Origin of the sequence: Croceicoccus marinus (genome assembly GCF_001661675.2) — a bacterium.
Taxonomy (GTDB): domain Bacteria; phylum Pseudomonadota; class Alphaproteobacteria; order Sphingomonadales; family Sphingomonadaceae; genus Croceicoccus; species Croceicoccus marinus.
Genome location: NZ_CP019602.1, coordinates 2,646,961 through 2,664,790 on the forward strand (window position 1 = coordinate 2,646,961; position 17,830 = coordinate 2,664,790).

14 protein-coding genes and 1 pseudogene are annotated in these 17,830 nt (G+C 68.0%); 6 read left to right on the forward strand and 9 right to left on the reverse strand.

Annotated elements, in window-relative coordinates; all coding sequences use genetic code 11:
* Positions 1-59: 59 nt before the first annotated feature.
* Positions 60-911, reverse strand: coding sequence for a tRNA glutamyl-Q(34) synthetase GluQRS (gluQRS, locus tag A9D14_RS12550; protein ID WP_066846996.1), 852 nt, complete (start codon positions 909-911; stop codon positions 60-62).
* Positions 912-1,231: 320 nt separating this feature from the next.
* Here gluQRS and A9D14_RS12555 point away from each other — a divergent pair, with 320 nt between their 5' ends.
* The gene (locus A9D14_RS12555; RefSeq protein ID WP_066846997.1) at positions 1,232-1,840 is read left to right on the forward strand and encodes an HNH endonuclease; all 609 of its coding nucleotides are present in this window, start codon (positions 1,232-1,234) and stop codon (positions 1,838-1,840) included.
* A gap of 32 nt (positions 1,841-1,872) precedes the next feature.
* Positions 1,873-2,436 (forward strand): DUF1993 domain-containing protein, encoded by a 564-nt coding sequence (locus A9D14_RS12560; RefSeq protein WP_066846998.1) that lies wholly within the window; start codon positions 1,873-1,875, stop codon positions 2,434-2,436.
* 21 nt (positions 2,437-2,457) lie between these two features.
* On the opposite strand, the gene hemH is transcribed toward A9D14_RS12560, so the two are convergent.
* Genes hemH through A9D14_RS12575 form a run of 3 tightly spaced genes read right to left on the reverse strand, consistent with a single transcriptional unit; the run spans position 2,458 to position 6,835 of the window.
* Entirely contained in the window at positions 2,458-3,519 is a 1,062-nt protein-coding gene (gene hemH, locus A9D14_RS12565) for a ferrochelatase (protein ID WP_066847000.1), read from the reverse strand.
* On the reverse strand, positions 3,516-6,062 hold the full coding sequence (locus A9D14_RS12570) for a molybdopterin cofactor-binding domain-containing protein (protein ID WP_066847001.1): 2,547 nt from the start codon (positions 6,060-6,062) through the stop codon (positions 3,516-3,518). Before A9D14_RS12570 ends, hemH begins: the two co-directional genes overlap by 4 nt.
* Positions 6,059-6,835: an Mrp/NBP35 family ATP-binding protein gene (locus A9D14_RS12575; RefSeq protein WP_232468940.1), complete on the reverse strand. Its 777-nt coding sequence runs from the start codon at positions 6,833-6,835 to the stop codon at positions 6,059-6,061. Before A9D14_RS12575 ends, A9D14_RS12570 begins: the two co-directional genes overlap by 4 nt.
* Before the next feature lie 413 nt (positions 6,836-7,248).
* Between A9D14_RS12575 and hflK the strand changes: the two genes are divergently transcribed.
* The 3 genes from hflK to A9D14_RS12590 all read left to right on the forward strand — a co-directional run bounded on the left by hflK (position 7,249) and on the right by A9D14_RS12590 (position 10,999).
* On the forward strand, positions 7,249-8,430 hold the full coding sequence (gene hflK / locus A9D14_RS12580) for a protease modulator HflK (RefSeq protein ID WP_332459769.1): 1,182 nt from the start codon (positions 7,249-7,251) through the stop codon (positions 8,428-8,430).
* On the forward strand, positions 8,430-9,281 hold the full coding sequence (hflC, locus tag A9D14_RS12585) for a protease modulator HflC (protein ID WP_066847002.1): 852 nt from the start codon (positions 8,430-8,432) through the stop codon (positions 9,279-9,281). Before hflK ends, hflC begins: the two co-directional genes overlap by 1 nt.
* Positions 9,282-9,442: 161 nt before the next feature.
* Positions 9,443-10,999, forward strand: a complete 1,557-nt coding sequence (locus A9D14_RS12590) for a Do family serine endopeptidase (RefSeq protein ID WP_083988067.1) — start codon at positions 9,443-9,445, stop codon at positions 10,997-10,999.
* Positions 11,000-11,102: 103 nt separating this feature from the next.
* Here A9D14_RS12590 and A9D14_RS12595 read toward each other — a convergent pair whose 3' ends face one another.
* The 4 genes from A9D14_RS12595 to A9D14_RS12610 all read right to left on the reverse strand — a co-directional run bounded on the left by A9D14_RS12595 (position 11,103) and on the right by A9D14_RS12610 (position 15,551).
* Positions 11,103-13,397, reverse strand: a complete 2,295-nt coding sequence (locus A9D14_RS12595; RefSeq protein WP_066847003.1) for a transglycosylase domain-containing protein — start codon at positions 13,395-13,397, stop codon at positions 11,103-11,105.
* A gap of 173 nt (positions 13,398-13,570) precedes the next feature.
* Positions 13,571-14,008 (reverse strand): peptide-methionine (R)-S-oxide reductase MsrB, encoded by a 438-nt coding sequence (gene msrB / locus A9D14_RS12600; RefSeq protein WP_066847004.1) that lies wholly within the window; start codon positions 14,006-14,008, stop codon positions 13,571-13,573.
* Between the two features lie 33 nt (positions 14,009-14,041).
* Positions 14,042-14,536: an NfeD family protein gene (locus tag A9D14_RS12605; RefSeq protein ID WP_066847006.1), complete on the reverse strand. Its 495-nt coding sequence runs from the start codon at positions 14,534-14,536 to the stop codon at positions 14,042-14,044.
* A gap of 13 nt (positions 14,537-14,549) precedes the next feature.
* Positions 14,550-15,551 carry an SPFH domain-containing protein gene (locus tag A9D14_RS12610; RefSeq protein ID WP_066847009.1) on the reverse strand — a complete coding sequence of 334 codons (1,002 nt, stop codon included), beginning with the start codon at positions 15,549-15,551 and terminating at the stop codon, positions 14,550-14,552.
* A gap of 191 nt (positions 15,552-15,742) precedes the next feature.
* Between A9D14_RS12610 and A9D14_RS12615 the strand changes: the two genes are divergently transcribed.
* Positions 15,743-17,266 (forward strand): sensor histidine kinase, encoded by a 1,524-nt coding sequence (locus A9D14_RS12615; protein WP_083987912.1) that lies wholly within the window; start codon positions 15,743-15,745, stop codon positions 17,264-17,266.
* Between the two features lie 46 nt (positions 17,267-17,312).
* On the opposite strand, the pseudogene A9D14_RS12620 reads toward A9D14_RS12615, so the two are convergent.
* Positions 17,313-17,678: pseudogene (locus A9D14_RS12620) on the reverse strand (sulfatase-like hydrolase/transferase); the annotation flags it as partial.
* Positions 17,679-17,830 lie beyond the last annotated feature (152 nt).

Here is a 17,830-nt window from a genome sequence, read left to right on the forward strand (position 1 = left end):
GCGGAGGCGAAACGCCAGCCCCCCACGCTCCTGCCCCTAAGGTCAGGTCGCGACCAAGGTCAGCTCGTCCCCAATGTCAGCTCGCCGGGCAGCACGCCCGCGCGCAGCCGGTCCGCCAGTGCGCGCCCGTCCTCGCCCGCCAGCCGGCGCTGCGCCAGCGACGGCGATCCGCGCCGCTTGGCAAGCTTCTGCCCGTCCGCATCGAGCAGCAGCGCGTGGTGGTGCCACACCGGCACGGGCAGGCCGAGCAGCGCCTGCAGCAAGCGGTGGACATGGGTGGAGGCGAACAGGTCCATGCCCCGCGTCACCACCGTGATCCCGTCCGCCGCATCGTCCAGCGTCACCGCCAGATGATAGCTACCCGGCGCGTCCTTGCGGCCCAGTATCACGTCGCCGAAGATTTCGGGCGTGGCGCGCACGGTGCCCGCGATCTCGTCCTGCCATGCCAGGGGCCCGGTGCGGCGGGTGGCTTCCGCCATGTCGAGCCGCCATGCAACCGGGCCGTCGCCGGCGGCATGCCGCCCGCGGCAGGTGCCGGGATAGATCGGCCCGTCCGGTCCCGTCGCGGTCGCGGCGGCGGCGATTTCGGCGCGGGTGCAGCGGCAGGGATAGACAAGGCCATCGCGCTTCAACCGGTCGAGCGCGGCGGCATGGCCCGCGATGCGGGAAGACTGGCGGATCGCCTCTTCGTCCCAGTCCAGGCCGAGCCAGCGCAGGTCTTCCAGCGCGGCATCCGCGAATTCGCCGCGGCTGCGCGCACCGTCGATATCCTCGATCCTGACGAGGAAGCGGCCGCTGTCATCACCCGTCCGGGCGCCCGCCCGCGCCCGGTCATGCGCCGCGATCGCCGCATAGGCATGGCCCAGGTGCAGCGGGCCGTTCGGGCTGGGGGCGAAGCGGGTGACGATCATCGCGCCCGTCTGTGCCGCGCGCGCCGCCTGTGCACAAGCCTGCGGACATCGGGTGGGCAAATTGCGGATAGGCGGGGGATGACCCGTGCACGGACTGTGGAAACCGTTCCTTGCGCCATCTTGACCCGCGCGGCGCGTCAGGGCAGCAATTGCACTATCATGCGTCATCATGCGGTCATCCAATCCTGCCAGTCAGCGCCCCCTACCGGCGCTGTCGGCATTGGGGTATTTTGGGCGGCCGTCCGGCCCCATACCGCCGCGGCGCACCGTGGAAGGGCCGTCCAAAGGCCCTTCGCTCAGATGGAGGCGCGGCGAAGGATATGTTTCGGGCTGAGTTGATCGAACAGAAGGCCAGGCTCGCAAGTGCAGACGACGATCCCGTCCGCAAGCTTGCGAGCTGCCCTGCCCTTGTCCTCAACGCCGATTACACGCCGCTTTCCTATTATCCTTTAAGCCTGTGGCCATGGCAGACCGCGATCAAGGCGGTGTTCCTCGACCGGGTGGCGATCGTCGCCAGCTATGACCGGGAAGTGCATTCCCCCTCGCTCGACATGAAGATCCCCAGCGTGATCGCGCTCCGCGAATTCGTGAAGCCCTCGCAGTTCCCGGCCTTCACCCGCTTCAACCTGTTCCTGCGCGACCGATTCTGCTGCCAGTATTGCGGCAGCCCCCGGCAGCTGACCTTCGACCACGTGGTCCCCCGGCGGCTGGGCGGGCGCACCAGCTGGGAAAACATCGTTACCGCCTGCGCGCCGTGCAACATGAAGAAGGGTGGGCGCACGCCGAAGCAGGCGCATATGCATCTGCATGTCGACCCGATCCGCCCGACCAGCTGGCAGCTGCAGGAAAAGGGGCGCGGCTTTCCGCCCAACTATCTGCACGAGACGTGGCGCGACTGGCTGTACTGGGATATCGAGCTGGAGGAATAGCGGCGATCCTGCCGCTTCGCTGCGGAGCCACGATGTCCTTCACCAATCTCCTCGTCCCGACCTATGTGCCGATGCTGACAAATCTGTCGGCGTGGCTCGACAAGGCGAAGGCGCAGATGCCCGGCGACGAGGCCGAGGCGCTGCTGTCGGCGCGGCTGGCGGACGACATGTATCCGCTGGCGACCCAGCTGCGCTTTGCCTGCGTGCAGGCGCTGGAAGCGGTGCACCGGCTGCAGGGGATGCCATTTCCGGGCCGCATCGGCGAGCTGGTGCAGCAGGGGCGCGACGCGGGCGAGCGGCCCGGTTCCATCGCCGAAGCGCAAGCCGTGATCGCCGCCGCCATCGCCGAGGTCGAGGCGCTGGATGCAGGCGCGCTGGATGCCGATCCGGACAGCGCCATCGTCCACGAATTGCCCAATGGCATGGTGCTGGACCTGACCGCGCAGCAATATGCGCGCGACTGGGCGATCCCGCAGTTCTATTTCCACGTGATGACCGCCTATGCGATCCTGCGCCACCGCGGTGTGGAGATCGGCAAGGCGGATTATTGCGCGCATGTCCTGCCGTTCCTGCGCCCGGTGCCGCAAGACGTCTGACGCAAGGCGAAGCGCGACCGCCTAGACCCAGCCGCCCAGTTCGCGGACGACCAGCGATTCCAGCATGTCCATGCCGGGCGCCCCGTCGTTCAGGCAGGCGAGCGCGGCGAATTGCTCTCCCCCCGCTCCGGTGAACTGGTCGCGGCCCTGCATCGCCAGCTCCTCCAGCGTTTCGAGGCAATCGGCGGAAAAGCCCGGCGCGGCGACGACCAGCCGTTTCGTGCCCGCCTTGCCCTCGGCCTGAAGCACGACATCGGTGGCGGGTTCCAGCCATTTGGCGCGGCCAAAGCGAGACTGGAAGGTGACGTCGATGCGCAGGTCCGGATGGGTCTGCGCCATCGCGCCCGCCAGCAGGCGCGCGGTCTTGCGGCAATGGCAGTGATAGGGATCGCCCAGATGCAGCGTGCGTTCGGGCATGCCGTGGAACGACAGCAGCAGGACCTCGGGCTCCCACGCCAGCGCCGCGATCTGCCGCGCGATATCGGCCTGCAGCGCGGCGATATAGGCCGGGTCGTCGTGATAGGGCGGCAGGGTGCGGATCGCAGGCTGCCAGCGCATCCTGCCCAGCGCCGCGCCCAGCGAGTCGACCGCCGTCGCGGTGGTCGCGCCCGAATATTGCGGATAGAGCGGCGCGAACAATATGCGATCGAAGCCCGCGTCCTTCAGCGCCTGCACCTTGTCGGCGATCGCGGGTCTGCCATAGCGCATCGCCCAGTCGACCTTGACCCGATCCCCCAGCCGCGCCTGCAGCGCCTCCGCCTGGCGGCGGGTGATCGCGGCGAGCGGGGAGCCGTCCTCGGTCCAGACCTGGCTATAGGCGTGGGCGGATTTCTTCGGCCGTGTATTCAGGATGATGCCGCGCAGGATAGGCTGCCAGGCGATCGGCGGTATCTCGACCACGCGGCGGTCGGACAGGAATTCGGCGAGGTAGCGCTTCACCGCGCCTTTCTCCGCCGCGTCGGGCGTGCCCAGGTTCACCAGCAGCACCGCGACGCGGCCCGTCGGCGCGGTCGGGTGGTCGGCGGGGCGCGGCATGACAGCTTGCGGCGTCGCGGCCTGATGGGTCGTCTCGGTATCGCTCATCGTGCCATGCTCCCGTCGGGCAGTTCGACCGGCTCGTCATAGGCGGGCGCGGCGGAATCGGGTGCGGCATCCTCTGCCGCGGGTTCGAGGGCCGCGTCGGCGGCGGCATCGGCCTGCTGCGGCGGGTTCGCCGGGGCCAGTTGCGAAGCGCTGACGCGGATCGGCATCGTGCGGTAACGGCTGCCGGTCGCGGCGCGCAATGCGTTGGCGATGGCTGGCGGCGCGGCGACCACGCCGATCTCGCCCGGATCGAACGGCGGCGCGAGACTGTCGGCAAAGGCCACGCTGATTTCGGGCATGCGGGACAGCTGCGGCAGGTTCAGCGCGCCCAGCGTGCGTTCGCGCACCAGGCCGCCGTCGAAGCCGACCGCCATGCCCAGCGCCAGCGCCATGCCATAAAGCAGCCCGCCCTCGATCTGCTGCAGCGCAAGGTCATAGTCGATGATGCGCCCGATATCGACATGGGCCGACAGGCTGGACACCTCGACCCCGCCCCCCGCCTCGCTCGATCCCAGCCGCGCATTGGCGATCACCGCGATATAGCCGCCGCCCTCGGGCCGCCCGGCGGGATCGGCCATCTGCCAGCAGGCCAGCCCCTGGCTGCTGCCGTCGCTGCCGCCGTCCCAGCCCGCGATCTGCGCCGCCCCCTGCAAACAGGCGAACAGGCGCGGATTATCGCCCAGCATGGCGACGCGAAACGACAGAGGCTCCTCGCCATTGGCGCGGGCAACCTCGTCCACGAAGCATTCGGCGGCGAAGCAGGGATGGATCTCGCCATTGCCGCGCAGGCGTCCGACCGGCACGCCGATATCGGCGGGCACGCAATCGACCAGCAGTTCGGGTATCGCATAGGGCGGCGCATGGCCCATCAGCGCGGGCGGATCGACCAGCCCCGATGCCGCCTCCATCGCCGCTTCGGGGCGCAGCCCCTCGTCCAGGCGGGCGTGCATCTGGCGCGCGGCGGCGGGCCGGGCGATGCGGCTGTGCCAGGCGCGGATCGTGCCCCGCTGCCCGACCAGCGCGCGGCAGTCGATGCGCGCGGGCGGCAGCGGCAGGGCGCGCAGATGTTCCTGCCAGCGCGAATAGGTCAATTGCACCGGGCGGCCGATGGCAAAGGCGATGGCGGCGACCTCGCGCGCGATGGCGACTTCCAGCCGCGCATCGAAGCTGCCGCCCGCGCCCACGGGCAGCACCACGACGTCGCTTTCGGGAATGCCCAGCGCCTCGGCAGCGGCGCGGCGGGCGGCGCCGGGCGCCTGCGTCGCCATCCACAGCGACAGGCGTCCGTCCATGATGCGCGCGGTGGCGCTGGCCGTCTCGATCGTGCCGTGGATCTGCGGGGCAAAGCTGTAGGACGCCTCGGTCACGCCCATGCCCTGCAGCGCGGGCAGCGGGTCGGCCCGTTGGTGGATCACCTCGGGCGCGCCTTCGGCCATCGCCTGGTCCAGCGCGCTCTGGATCCTTGCATCGTCGGGCAAAGCGCGGCCCGGGCGAAAGCGCGGTTTCATCAGCCCAAGCGCCTTTTCCGCCGCCCACTGGCTGGTCGCGACGCAGGCCAGCCAGCCCGGCCCCTCGACCCGGCCCAGATAGCCGATCACGCGGCGCGCGGCGCCGTCGTTGGCATCGGCGTCGAAGCTGTCCAGCTCGCTATCAGCCAGCGGACCATGCGCGGTGGCGGCATAGACCAGGTCGGGGATGCGGATGTCGGCGGCAAAGGGATAGCTGCCGTCGACCTTGGACGGCGCGTCGAGCCTGACGAAATAGCCCGCCTCTCCCAGCGCGGCATTGCCGGTCAGTTCGGGCATGGTCGCGCTGGCGGGATCGGGACGCAGCGGGACGGGATCGGGGGGCGTCAGCCGGGCGGCTTCGTCGACCAGCTCGCCGAAGCGCAGGCTCTTGTCCTGATGGGTGATGAAGCCCGCCTCGGCGGTGCATTCCTCGAAATTCACGTCCCAGCGTTCGGCGGCCGCCATGGCGAGGACGGTGCGGACCGCGGCGGCAGCCTCGCGCAGTTTCATTTCATAGGCCGCGATGCCGGTGCCTTCGGCGGTGGCCATCAGGCGCTCGGTCTCGGCATGCCGCTCGACCAGATAGTCGTCCGGGTCGTCGGCCAGTCCCAGCCGGTTCGCCGACCCCAGCCAGCTTGCCGACCAGAGCCCCGACCAGCGCGCCGCCAGCACCGGATCGGCATAGGCGGCGCTGATCGCGGCGGGCTCTACCGCGACCTGGCGCCAGTCCGCGCCCAGTTCCTGCGCCGCGATGCGGGGAAACAATGTGGTCGATCCCTGCCCCATCTCAAGCTCGGGCACGGCGACCGTCACCACACCGTCGCGTCCGACCTTGATCCAGGCGTTGAACGCATGTTCCGCCTCTCCGGCCGAGAGCGGGACGGGATAGTCGCGCGGCATCAGCGCCCAGATCGCGATGATCCCGCCGCCCGCCGCGCCCGCGATCATTAGGTTGCGGCGCGTGACATGCGGACCCGCGCGATCGCGCGGCTTGCGCTTGTCGGCCGAATCCGGCTCGGGCGGCGGGGGCGTCATCGCACGCCCTCTAGCAGCCGGTCCGCCAGCCCGGCGAAGGAATCGGCGATCGCCCCCTCGCCCGCGGCGGGCGGGCGGCCCGCGTCGCTGGCGGTGCGGATGTCGATGGCCAGCGGGATGCGACCCAGGAACGGATAGCCCAGACGCTTCGCCTCCGCCTCCGCGCCGCCGGTGCCGAACGGATCGCTCGCCTCGCCGCAGTGGGGGCAGACATAGCCAGCCATGTTCTCGACCACGCCCAGCACGGGCACGTCGGCCTTTTCGAAAAAGGCGATGGCGCGGGTCGCGTCGATCAGCGCAAGGTCCTGCGGGGTGGAGACGATCACCGCGCCCGCGGGCTTGAATTTCTGGATCATGGTCAGCTGCACGTCGCCGGTGCCGGGCGGCAGGTCGATCACCAGATCGTCGATGTCGCCCCAGTCGGCCTCCATCAATTGCGTCAGCGCGCCTGCCGCCATCGGGCCGCGCCACGCGATCGCCTTGCCCGGCTCGACCAGCTGGCCCATCGACAGCATCGACACGCCGAACGCGGTATCCACGGGGATCAGCTGTTTCTCGCGCGCCTTGGGCTTCATACCCTCGGCCGCGAGCAGGCGCGGCTGCGAGGGACCGTAGATGTCGGCATCGACCAGCCCGACCCTGCGGCCCTTGCGTGCCAGCGCGACCGCCAGATTGGCCGACAGCGTCGATTTGCCCACGCCGCCCTTGCCCGATCCGACCGCGATCAGCCGCGGGCCCTTTGGCGCGGGCGCGTCACCGCTGCGCTCCGCCATGTGGGCCACGCGAATCTCGCCCAAGTCGAGGCCGGGGTCCATGTCCGCCAGCGCCGCGCGCACATCGCGTTCCAGCGCCCCGCGCGCGGGGGCGTCCATCCCGCCCGTTTCCAGCACCAGCGTCACCGCGCCGGTCGCGCCGACGCGTACGCCGGCCAGCCGGTCCCCGGTGACGGGTGCAAGGCGGGATCGGATCGCGGATTCTGTATTCTGAGAGTGGTCGGCCATGGCGCATGCACTGGCAGCTTGATGCGCAAAATCCAATGCCGCAAAATCGATTTCGACCATCGCGTTCGCCGCAGGGGCACCGTGGGGGCACTGTGGGAGCACTGTGGGGGGGGGGGCGGCACCGGGGCGGCGGTTTTTGATCCATGCCCCTGTTTTTATCGGCCCGCATACCTATAAGGAGATGCATGAACACGATGGGCGGGTCCGTGAAGGACGCAATACTGGGAATGGTCGGCCGCAACCCTTGGGGCTCGTCCGGCAGCGGACGGGATGACGAGGTGTCGGGCGAAGCCGCGCCCGATGGCGATTCTCCGGCTCCGGCCGGAGAGGACAGGCCGCCCCGGTCGAAACCCAAGAACCCCTGGCTGCCCGATGGCGGCGCCGGTTCCACCGGCGGCCCGCGCCGCGCCGCGAATATCGAGGATCTGTTCGGCCGCCGCGGCGGACGCGGTCCCGGCGGCGGGCCAAGCGGCGGCGGCGGCGGCAGTTTCCCGCGCATGCCGCAGGCCCCCGGCGGGAAGAGCTGGGTGCCGCTGGTCATCGTCGCGGTGATCGCGTTCTGGATCCTGCTGACCAGCTTCCACATGATCGGCCCCAAGGAACAGGGCATCGTCACCACTTTCGGCAAGTACGAACGCACGCTGCGCCCCGGCGTGTCCTTCACCATGCCCTGGCCGATCCAGCAGGTCGAGGTCGAGGACGTCACATCGATCCGCCGCGACACGATCCCCGAGGGCGAGGGCGAGAAGCTGATGCTGACCGGCGACCAGAACCTGGTCGACCTGTCGTATCTGATCCGCTGGAACATCAAGGACCTCAAGCTCTATACCTTCCAGCTGGCCGAGCCGGACGAGACGGTGAAGGAAGTGGCCGAGGCCGCGATGCGTGCCGCCGTCGCCGAAGTGACGCTGGACGAGGCGCTGTCCGGTTCGGGCCGCGCCGAGATCGAGCGCAGCGTGGCGGCGAACATGCAGGCGCTGCTCGATGCCTATCGCGCGGGCGTCACCATCCAGGGCGTCGAGATCAAGAAGGCCGACCCGCCCGGACAGGTGATCGACGCATTCCGCGAGGTTCTGGCCGCCCAGCAGGACGCGCAGTCCGACATCAACCGTGCGCGTGCATGGGCCGAACAGGTCACCGCCCGCGCCGAGGGTGAGGCGCAGGAGTTCGACGAGGTGTACCAGCAGTACCGCCTGGCCCCCGAAGTGACGCGCCGCCGCCTGTATTACGAAACCATGGAGCGCGTGTTGCGCGAGACCGACAGCACCGTCGTCGAGACCGATGGCGTGGTGCCCTATCTTCCCCTGCCCGAGACCCGGCGGAGCACCAGCCCCGCCCCGCAGGCCGCCCCGCAGGAGAACAACTGATGGAACGGATCTGGGAACGCTGGAAGCTGTGGATCATCGGCGCGGGCATCGCGCTGGTGGTCGCGCTGTCCTCCTTCATCGTGGTGCCCGAGACGATGCAGGCGGTGATCGTCCGCACGGGTGAGCCCGACCGCGTCGCCAACCGCTATCGCCCTAATGCCGATTTCGGCAATACCGGCGCGGGCATCGTGTTCCGCATCCCCATACTGGAGCGCGTGGTGTGGGTGTCGAAGCAGGTGCTCGACGTCGACATGCAGCGCCAGGAAGTGCTGAGCCGCGACCAGCGCCGCCTCGAAGTGGATGCCTATGCGCGGTTCCGCATCATCGACCCCGTTCTGATGGTCGAGACCGCCGGCAGCACCGAACGCGTGGCCGAGGCGCTGCAGCCGATCCTGAACTCGGTGCTGCGCCAGCGGCTGGGCACGCGCAGTTTCCAGTCGCTGCTGACCGCCGACCGCAGCGCGGCAATGGAAGAGATCCGCGAAGGTCTTGACCGCGAGGCGCGCGAATATGGGGCGCAGGTGATCGACGTAAGGATCAAGCGTGCCGACCTACCCGAGGGGAGGCCGCTGGAAACCGCCTTCACCCGCATGGAAACCGCAAGGAAGCAGGAATCGGACACGATTCGCGCGCAAGGGTCCAAGCAGGCGCAGATCATCCGCGGCGAGGCGCAGGCCGAGGCGTCGGCCACCTATGCGCAGGCGTTCAACCAGGATCCCGAGTTCTACGACTTCTATCGCGCGATGCAGAGCTATGACGCAGTGTTCGCGGACAGCAGCAGGGGCAGCGAAAGCTCGATCATCCTGTCGCCGGACAATGAATATCTGCGCCAGTTCCAAGGTCGCCGCTGATCACGCAACTGTACCGAATAGTCGCAGTTCGTATCAGCGAGCCGATATTCAATCCGCGTTCAGCCCTTTTAGCGTGAATGGACGGGGTCGATGGAAAATCGGGGATCGATGGAAAAACCTGCAATTGGCCCCATATTGACCTGAAACCGCCAGAAGAATTCATGAAACAAGATACCAAGAGGACCACGATCGTGCGTTACGCCTATTCGGTCACAGCCGCGCTGCTTGCTGGCGGCGCCGCCCTTTCCTTTGCCACCGGCTTCCCCGCCGGCGCGCAGGTCGCGCAGAACGACGATGCGTCGATCAACCGCGTGGTGCCCCGTTCGGGCGCGCCCGCCAGCTTCGCCGAGCTGACGGCGCAGCTGCAGCCGGCGGTGGTGAACATCTCCACCCGCCAGCGCGTGCAGGTCGCCAATAATCCGTTCGCGGGCACCCCTTTCGAAGGGCTGTTCGGCGGACAGGGCCAGAACCAGACGCGCGAGGCGCAGTCGCTGGGTTCGGGCTTCATCATCAGCGCCGACGGCTATGTGGTGACGAACAACCACGTCATTTCCGTTCAGGGCGACGGCGAGCTGGAATCGATCACCGTCACCATGCCCGACGGCACCGAGTACGAGGCCGAGCTGATCGGCAAGGATCCCGAATCCGACCTTGCCGTGTTGAAGATCCAGAGCGACCGGGACTTCCCCTTCGTCGAGTTCGGATCGTCCAGCGACGCGCGCGTGGGCGACTGGATCATCGCCATCGGCAATCCCTTCGGCCTGGGCGGCACGGTGACCAGCGGCATCATTTCGGCCGTGTTCCGCAACACCAATTCGGGCGGCATCTATGACCGCTATCTGCAGACCGACGCCGCCATCAACCGCGGCAATTCGGGCGGCCCGATGTTCGACATGCAGGGCAATGTGATCGGCATCAACAATGCCATCTTCTCGCCCACGGGCGGCAGCGTGGGCATCGGCTTTGCCATTCCCGCCGACACCGCGGCCCCGATCGTCGAGAAGCTGATCGCGGGCCAGTCGATCGAGCGCGGCTATCTGGGCATCCAGATCAACCCGGTGACCGACGACCTCGCCTCCTCTCTGGGCCTGCCGCGCAATCGCGGCGAGTTCGTGCAGTCGGTCGTGCCCGGCGGCGCGGCGGACCAGGCGGGGCTGCAGCCCGGCGACGTGGTGGTCAAGGTCGCGGGCCGCGACATCACGCCCGACCAGACGCTGAGCTATACGGTCGCGAATATCGAACCCGGCACGCGCGTTCCGATCGAGATCATCCGCAACGGCCAGCGCCGCACGCTGACTGCCACGATCGGCCTGCGCCCCAGCCAGGAAGAGCTGGCCGACAGCTTCGCCAATCCGGATGACGAGGAAGACGAGGGCTTCGGCAATCCCGGCACCGAGGGCGAGCAGGAATATATCGCCGAGAAGCTGGGCCTGTCGGCCATCCCGCTGACGCCGGAAATCCGCCGCCAGCTGGGCGTGGGCTCCGATACGCAGGGCATGGTGATCGCGGCCGTCGCCGCAAGCTCCGACGCGGGGCAGAAGGGCCTTCGCCGCGGCGACATCATCCTGTCGGCCAATTACCAGGACGTCACAAGCGTCGCCGAGCTGGAAAGCGCAGTCCGCGCTGCCGAGCGCGACGACCGCGAGGCGGTGTTGCTGCGCGTGCAGCGGCGCGGCCAGCCGGCGATCTATCTGCCGATCCGCCTCTCGCGCGACTGATCGCCCGGGACAGCAGGACAGACGAAAGGGCCGCTCCCGTCGCCGGGGGCGGCCCATTTGCTTTGGTTCGGCTGGCCTGACACGCGATCAGGCGGGCGAACGATCAGGGCTGGTACTGGTCCTCCATCCGTTCGAATTCGACCACCTTGGGCTGGGACTGGCGCGTCGGCTCGATCCGCTGGGCCGCGCCCTGCTGGCGTAAGACCTGCTGGCGCGAACCGGGCGGCGGGTCGCGGCGCAGCTGCCTGTCCTCTCGCCCCGTGGCGCGGTCGAGGAAGTCCTGGTCGATGCCGCGCGGCTGTTCGGGCTGGCGTTCCGACGGCGGCGCGCTGCCATAGCCGTCGTCATAGTAATCGTCGCGATAGCCGTCGGGGCCGTAGCCATATTCGCCGTTCCCCCTGTCGCCCGACCTGTCTCCGGGCCGCATGCCGTCGTCGGGCGGAGCGCGATAATCGCCGCCGTAGGGATCGATCGGATTCCCGTCCTCGTCGAAGAAGTAGTAATCGCCGCCCTCGCCGCCGAACCAGGCCTCGTCATCGGGCTCCAATTGCCATTCGGGCAGGGTGAGTTCGGTGTTGAATTCCTCGACCGGGCGCTTGTCGGTGGCGATCCGCATATAGGCCGCCCAGGCGCGCGCGGGCGCGGTGCCGCCCTGCAGCCCGCCGACGCGGGCATTGTCGTCGCGGCCCATCCACACGCCGGTGGTGATGCCGCTGGAAAAGCCCATGAACCAGCCGTCCTTGTTCGAGCTGGTCGTGCCGGTCTTGCCCGCGGCGGGCCGTCCGATCTGTGCCGCGCGGCCGGTGCCGGTGTTCACCGCGGTCTGCAGCAGGTCGGTCATCTGCGCGGCGACATAGGGCGCGACCAGCTGGTCCTGGCGCCCGCGCTGGCGTTCGTACAGCAGTTCGCCGTCGGCGGTGGTGACGCGGGTGATGCCATAGGGCTCGACCGAGCGCCCCTCGGCCTGGACCGCGGCGAAGGCGCCGGTCAGGTCGATCAGCCGCACTTCGGACGCGCCCAGCACCATCGAGGGATAGGTGCTGATCGGGCTGGTGATGCCGAAGCGGCGCGCCATGCTGGCGACGGTACCGAAGCCGACCGATTCGCCCAGCTGGGCGGCGACCGTGTTCTTGGAATAGGCAAAGGCCGCGCGCACGTCGATCTTGCCCGCATAGGTCCCGCCCGAATTGCGCGGGGTCCAGCCGTCGATGGTGATCGGCCGGTCGAACACGGGCGAATCGGGCGTATAGCCGGCTTCCAGCGCGGCAAGATAGACGAACAGTTTCCACGCCGAACCCGGCTGGCGCTGCGCCTGGGTGGCGCGGTTGTAGTTGGTCTCGACGTAATCGGTGCCGCCGACCAGCGCCAGCACAGCCCCGTCGCGGTCCAGGCTGACCAGCGCGCCCTGCGCCCCGCTGGGGACGTTCGACTTGATCGCGGTGGTCGCCGCGCGCTGCATGCCGACATCCAGCGTGGTCCACACCTCGATCGGCCCGAAACTGTCGGGGACCAGGAAGTCGAGCTGCGGCAGCACCCAGTCGGTGAAATAGCGCACCGAGTTCTGGCCGTGCTCTTCCTTCAGCTTCACCGTGCTGACGTCGATGGCGGCGGCTTCGGAAGGGCTGATATAGCCTTCCTGTTCCATCAGCCGCAGCACGATGGCCGCGCGCGAGATGGCGGCATTGGCATCGGCGGTGGGCGAATAGCGCGAGGGCGCCTTGACCAGCCCGGCGATGATCGCCGCCTCGGCCGGGCGCAGGTCGGTCGCGGGATGGCTAAAGAACAGGCGGCTGGCCGAATCGACGCCATAGGCGCCGCCGCCGAAATAGACCTTGTTGAGATAGAGCTCGAGGATCTGGTCCTTCGAGAATTTCTGTTCCAGCGCCAGCGCCAGGATCGCCTCGCGCACCTTGCGGTCGAAGGTCTTGTTGTTGTTGAGGAAGATGTTGCGCGCCAGCTGCTGGGTGATCGTCGATCCGCCCTGCCGCCAGTAACCCTGCTCCACCCGCACCATCAGCGATCGCAGCACGCCGATCGGGTCGACGCCCCAGTGATCGTAGAAGCGGCGATCCTCCACCGCGACCATCGCGTTCTTCATCACCTCGGGAATTTCGCGCGCGTCCAGCCATTCGCCATAGCTGGGGCCGATCGACACCAGCTCGCGCCCGTCGCGTGCGCGCACCACGATCATCTGGCCGTGCTCGCTGGCTTTCAGCGTGGAATAGCTGGGCAGCGAGCGCATGGTGACCAGCACCGCCATCACCAGCCCGATCGCGGCCAGCACGCCAATGCCGACCAGCGTCACCAGTATGCGCAGCCACCAGCGCTTCTTCGGTCGATCTGAATTGCGCGATCGCCTGCCCGAATCCGGGGACCGCCGCTTGCCGTTACTGGCCATTACCCGCCTATCACATCATCGGCACCGCATTGCCCGCGGCCCCGTCCAAACGGACGGCGGCATGCGATATGCGAGCAGAACCCATGCTGAACAGGGTTGCGCATGGCGCAGCCCCGTTCAAGCGGGCGGGCCGATCCATCCTCGGCTTTTTTGGGTTCGGCTGGTTGGGGTCTTCAGGACGTCAGGTCGCTGCCGGAACCCTCGGCATCGAAGTCGAGCGCCACGCTGTTCATGCAATAGCGCTGGCCGGTCGGCTGCGGGCCGTCGGGGAAGACGTGGCCCAGATGCCCGTCGCAAGTGGCGCAGCGGATCTCGGTGCGGATCATGCCGTGGCTGGTATCGCGGATTTCCTTTACCGCATCGGCGCCGATCGGCTGGAAGAAGCTGGGCCAGCCCGATCCGCTCTCGAACTTGGTGTCGGATGTGAACAAGGGCGAATGGCACCCGGCGCAGCGATAGAGGCCGTCCTCGTCATTGTGATAGAGCGCGCCGGCGAAAGCGCGTTCGGTCCCGCCTTCGCGCAGGACGTGATATTGTTCGGGAGTCAGCCGGTCGCGCCATTCGCTCTCGGGCAGGTCCAGTTTCTCGGGGCGTTCGAGGTTGTCGGCCATTGGGGGGCTTTCCTTTCGCCGCCCGGCCAGGCGTCATGGCAATGCGGGCGGACTGTTCGTTGGTGAACCCGCGATATGGGAAGTGTCCGGCGGGCCGACAAGCAGCACCACCCCGTCGTGCCCCGTCACCACCAGCCGCGTGCCCGCGGGCGCATCGTCGCCGCGCGCGATCCATTCGCTGTCGCCGTGGCGCACGCGCCCGCTGCCGCCCTCGATCGCGCGGCTGACCACGACGCTTTCGCCCACCAGCCGCCCGCCGCGGTCGTTCATCAGCGGGTCGCTGCTCTCTATCGGGTAGAGCGTCAGCCAGTGCCGCGCGGCCAGCACCGAGAAGCCCGAGAATACCGCGAAGGTCAGCACCTGGATCGCGAAATCGACATCGGCGACCCCCGCCACCAGCGCCGTGGCGAAGGCGGCAAGCCCCAGCCAGATCAGGAAATAGCCGGGTGCGATCAACTCTGCCGTGAGCATGACCGCGCCGAGGATCAGCCAGAGCCACACATGGTCGATGCCGTCGAAGAACCCCATCGCCGTTCTGCCCCTAACCCGCGCGCGGCACGCTGCCGACATAGGGGCTGCCCGATGCCGTGCCGCGTGGCGGTTGCGGCGGCGGAACGTCGGTCTTCACCGTGCCCGCGGGCGGCGTCACCGCGTCGCGCACCAGCTCGCCGATGCCGCCCAGCGTGCCGATCAGCTGCGTCGCCTCGACCGGGAACAGGATGGTCTTGGCATTGGGGCTGGTGGCGAACTCGCTGACCGCCTCGACATATTTCTGCGCCACGAAATAGTTCAGCGCCTGCGTGCCGGACGAGGCGATCGCCTCGGACACCACGCGGGTCGCCTCCGCCTCGGCCATGGCCTGGCGTTCGCGCGCCTCGGCGTCGCGGAAAGCGGATTCCTTGCGGCCCTCGGCCTCAAGGATGCGCGATTGCTTCTGCCCTTCGGCGCGCAGGATGGCGCTGGCGCGGTCGCCCTCCGCCTCGAGGATCTCGGCGCGCTTCAGGCGTTCGGCCTTCATCTGGCGGGCCATCGCCTCGGATATGTCGATGGGCGGGCGGATGTCCTTGATCTCGACCCGCGTGATCTTGATGCCCCAGGGCGACGTCGCGTGATCGACCACCGACAGCAGCTTGGCATTGATGTCGTCGCGCTGGGACAAGGTCTCGTCCAGGTCCATCGACCCCATCACCGTGCGCAGGTTCGTGGTGGTCAGCGCCATGATCGCGTTCTGCAGTCCCGATACCTCGTACGCAGCCTTGCCCGCGTCCAGCACCTGGAAGAACACCACCGCGTCGACGCCGACCATGGCGTTGTCCTTGGTGATGATTTCCTGCCCCGGAATGTCGAGCACCTGTTCCATCATGTTGATCTTGTGCCCCACGCGGTCGACCAGCGGCACGATCAAGTGCATGCCGGGATGCGCGGGCTTGGTGTAGCGGCCGAGTCGCTCGATCGTGTAGACATGGCCCTGCCGGACCACGCGCACGCTGGTCATCAGCAGCAGGACCACGAACGCGACCAGCGCGATCAGGAAGATTTCCATTGCCGTACCCCTTGTCCGGGATCGCAGCGGCGCGACCCCCCTGTGCCCCATGATGCGCAGAACTTGCGCAATTGGCCAGCCAAACCGGCCGCAGGAATGCGGTGAACCGAAGAAATCGTGCAACAAGATGACCAGCGAGTTAACAAAGACTGTATCTCGCAGCGGATTATGCGGCTACAAGGGGGGCCTCTATGGCTTACGGCGATATTACCCGCAGCCCTTCCGCCAGTAACAGGGCGCTGTCGGCAAAAGATCGGCAAAGGCTTGCTGCCCTTGCCGAGTACGAAGTGCTGGACAGCGAGGCGGAGGAGGCGTTCGACGAGATCGTCTTCACGGCGAAGACCGTGTGCAATACCCCCATGGCGCTGATCAGCCTGGTCGACCGCGACCGGCAGTGGTTCAAGGCGCGCATCGGGTTCGATCCGTGCCAGACCCCGATCGAGCAGTCGGTCTGTTCGCATGGCATGTACAGCGACGAACTGATGGTGATTCCCGACCTTACCGCCGATCCGCGCACCCGCGACAACAGGCTGGTCGATGCGCCCGACGGGGTGCGCTTCTATGCGGGCGCGCCGCTGGTCACGCCGGGTGGCGCGGTGATCGGCATGCTGTGCGTGCTGGACGTCAAGGTGCGTCCCGGTGGGCTGGACCCGGCGCAGCGGCGCATCCTGAAATCGCTGTCGAAGCAGGTGATCACCCAGCTTGAACTGCGCAAGTCGCTGCGCACCGCCGAGCGCGAGATGGAGCAGCACAAGTCGCAGACCGAGGTGCTGAAAAGGGCCAGCAAGCGCCTGCAGCTGGCCGAGGAAGCGGGCAATGTCGGCGCGTTCGAACTGAACTGCCAGACACGCATGGTGAAGGTCAGCCCCGAATTCTGCCGCATCTATGGCTTCGACAATGTCGAGACGATCCACGGCAACACGATCGCCGAGCGGCGCAGGGCCTTTACCGACGTGCCGGTCGAGGCGAGCAGCATGGCCGCCGCCGATCACCAGGTGATCGAGGAATACGAAATCCTGCGCGCCAATGACGCAGAGCCGCGCTGGCTGGAACTGCGCGCCCGCTATGTCGCGGCCGAGGAAGGACGCGCGCCCATGCTGGTCGGCATCGTCAGCGACGTGACCGAACAGCACATGGTGAACGAGGAAATCGCCCACCGGCTCAAGAACACGCTGGCGCTGGTGCAGGCGGTGGCCGGTCACACGCTGCGCGGCATTCCCGATCCCGGACCGGTGCACGAATTCAACCGCCGCATCTCGGCGCTGGCCACCGCGCACGACCTGCTGCTCAGCCGCAGCCGCGCGGCGGGGTGCCTGCAGGAACTGGCGCGGGGCGTGTTCGACAAGCTGGGCATCGAACAGCGCGTCGACATGTCGGGCCATGACCGCGAGCTGGCCTCGCGCCCGCTGCTGACGCTGTCGATGATCCTGCACGAGCTGGCGACCAATGCGATGAAATATGGCGCTTTGTCGGTGCCCGACGGGCGGGTCGAGCTGCGCGTCATCTGCTGTCCCAAGGACGAGGACGGCGAGGAATGGCTGACCCTGAAATGGACCGAGCTGAACGGCCCGCCGGCGGCCACCCCGAATCGCAAGGGCCTGGGCACCAGGCTGATCGAACGCGGGCTGGACCCCGAGGGCGAGGTCGAGATGATCTTCGGCGAAACCGGCTTTGCGCTGACGCTGGCCGCGCCGATGAAGAACCTGATCAGATAGGCCCTTTTCCCCGACCGGATCGGAACGGGCCCCGCCGTGGCAGGGCCCCGTGAATGGTGGGCAGGTGCTCGTCCCGGTCGCCCAGGTGGTTCTTGCCGAACTGCCCCGTCGCATAGCCCGCCGATTTCAGCACCGTCGCGATGGTCGGGTTCTCCTTCATCATGCCTTCCCTGGCGCCCGGCATGCCGACCTTGGTCAGGCCGGTGCGCACGCCGTTCTGGCCCATGATGAAGCTGGCGCGGCCCGCGGTGCAGCTTTGCTCCGCGTAATAGTCGGTGAAGGCCATGCCCTGTTCGGCGATGCTGCCGATGCTGGGCGTGCGATAGCCCATCATGCCCTTGGTGAAGAAACTGATGTTCGGCTGCCCGATGTCGTCTCCCCACAGGATGAGGATATTGGGTTGCCGGGCCATGTGATGCTCCTGCGTTTGGTGCGGCGCCGTCAGCGTCCGGACCGGGGGGATCCGCGACGGCAGGCGGACAGTGGAGCATCGGTTTCGGCAGAATAATCCTCCCCTAGGGCGCGTCGGGGATATGCGGTAGGTCGGCATGCGGCCCTGCCCGA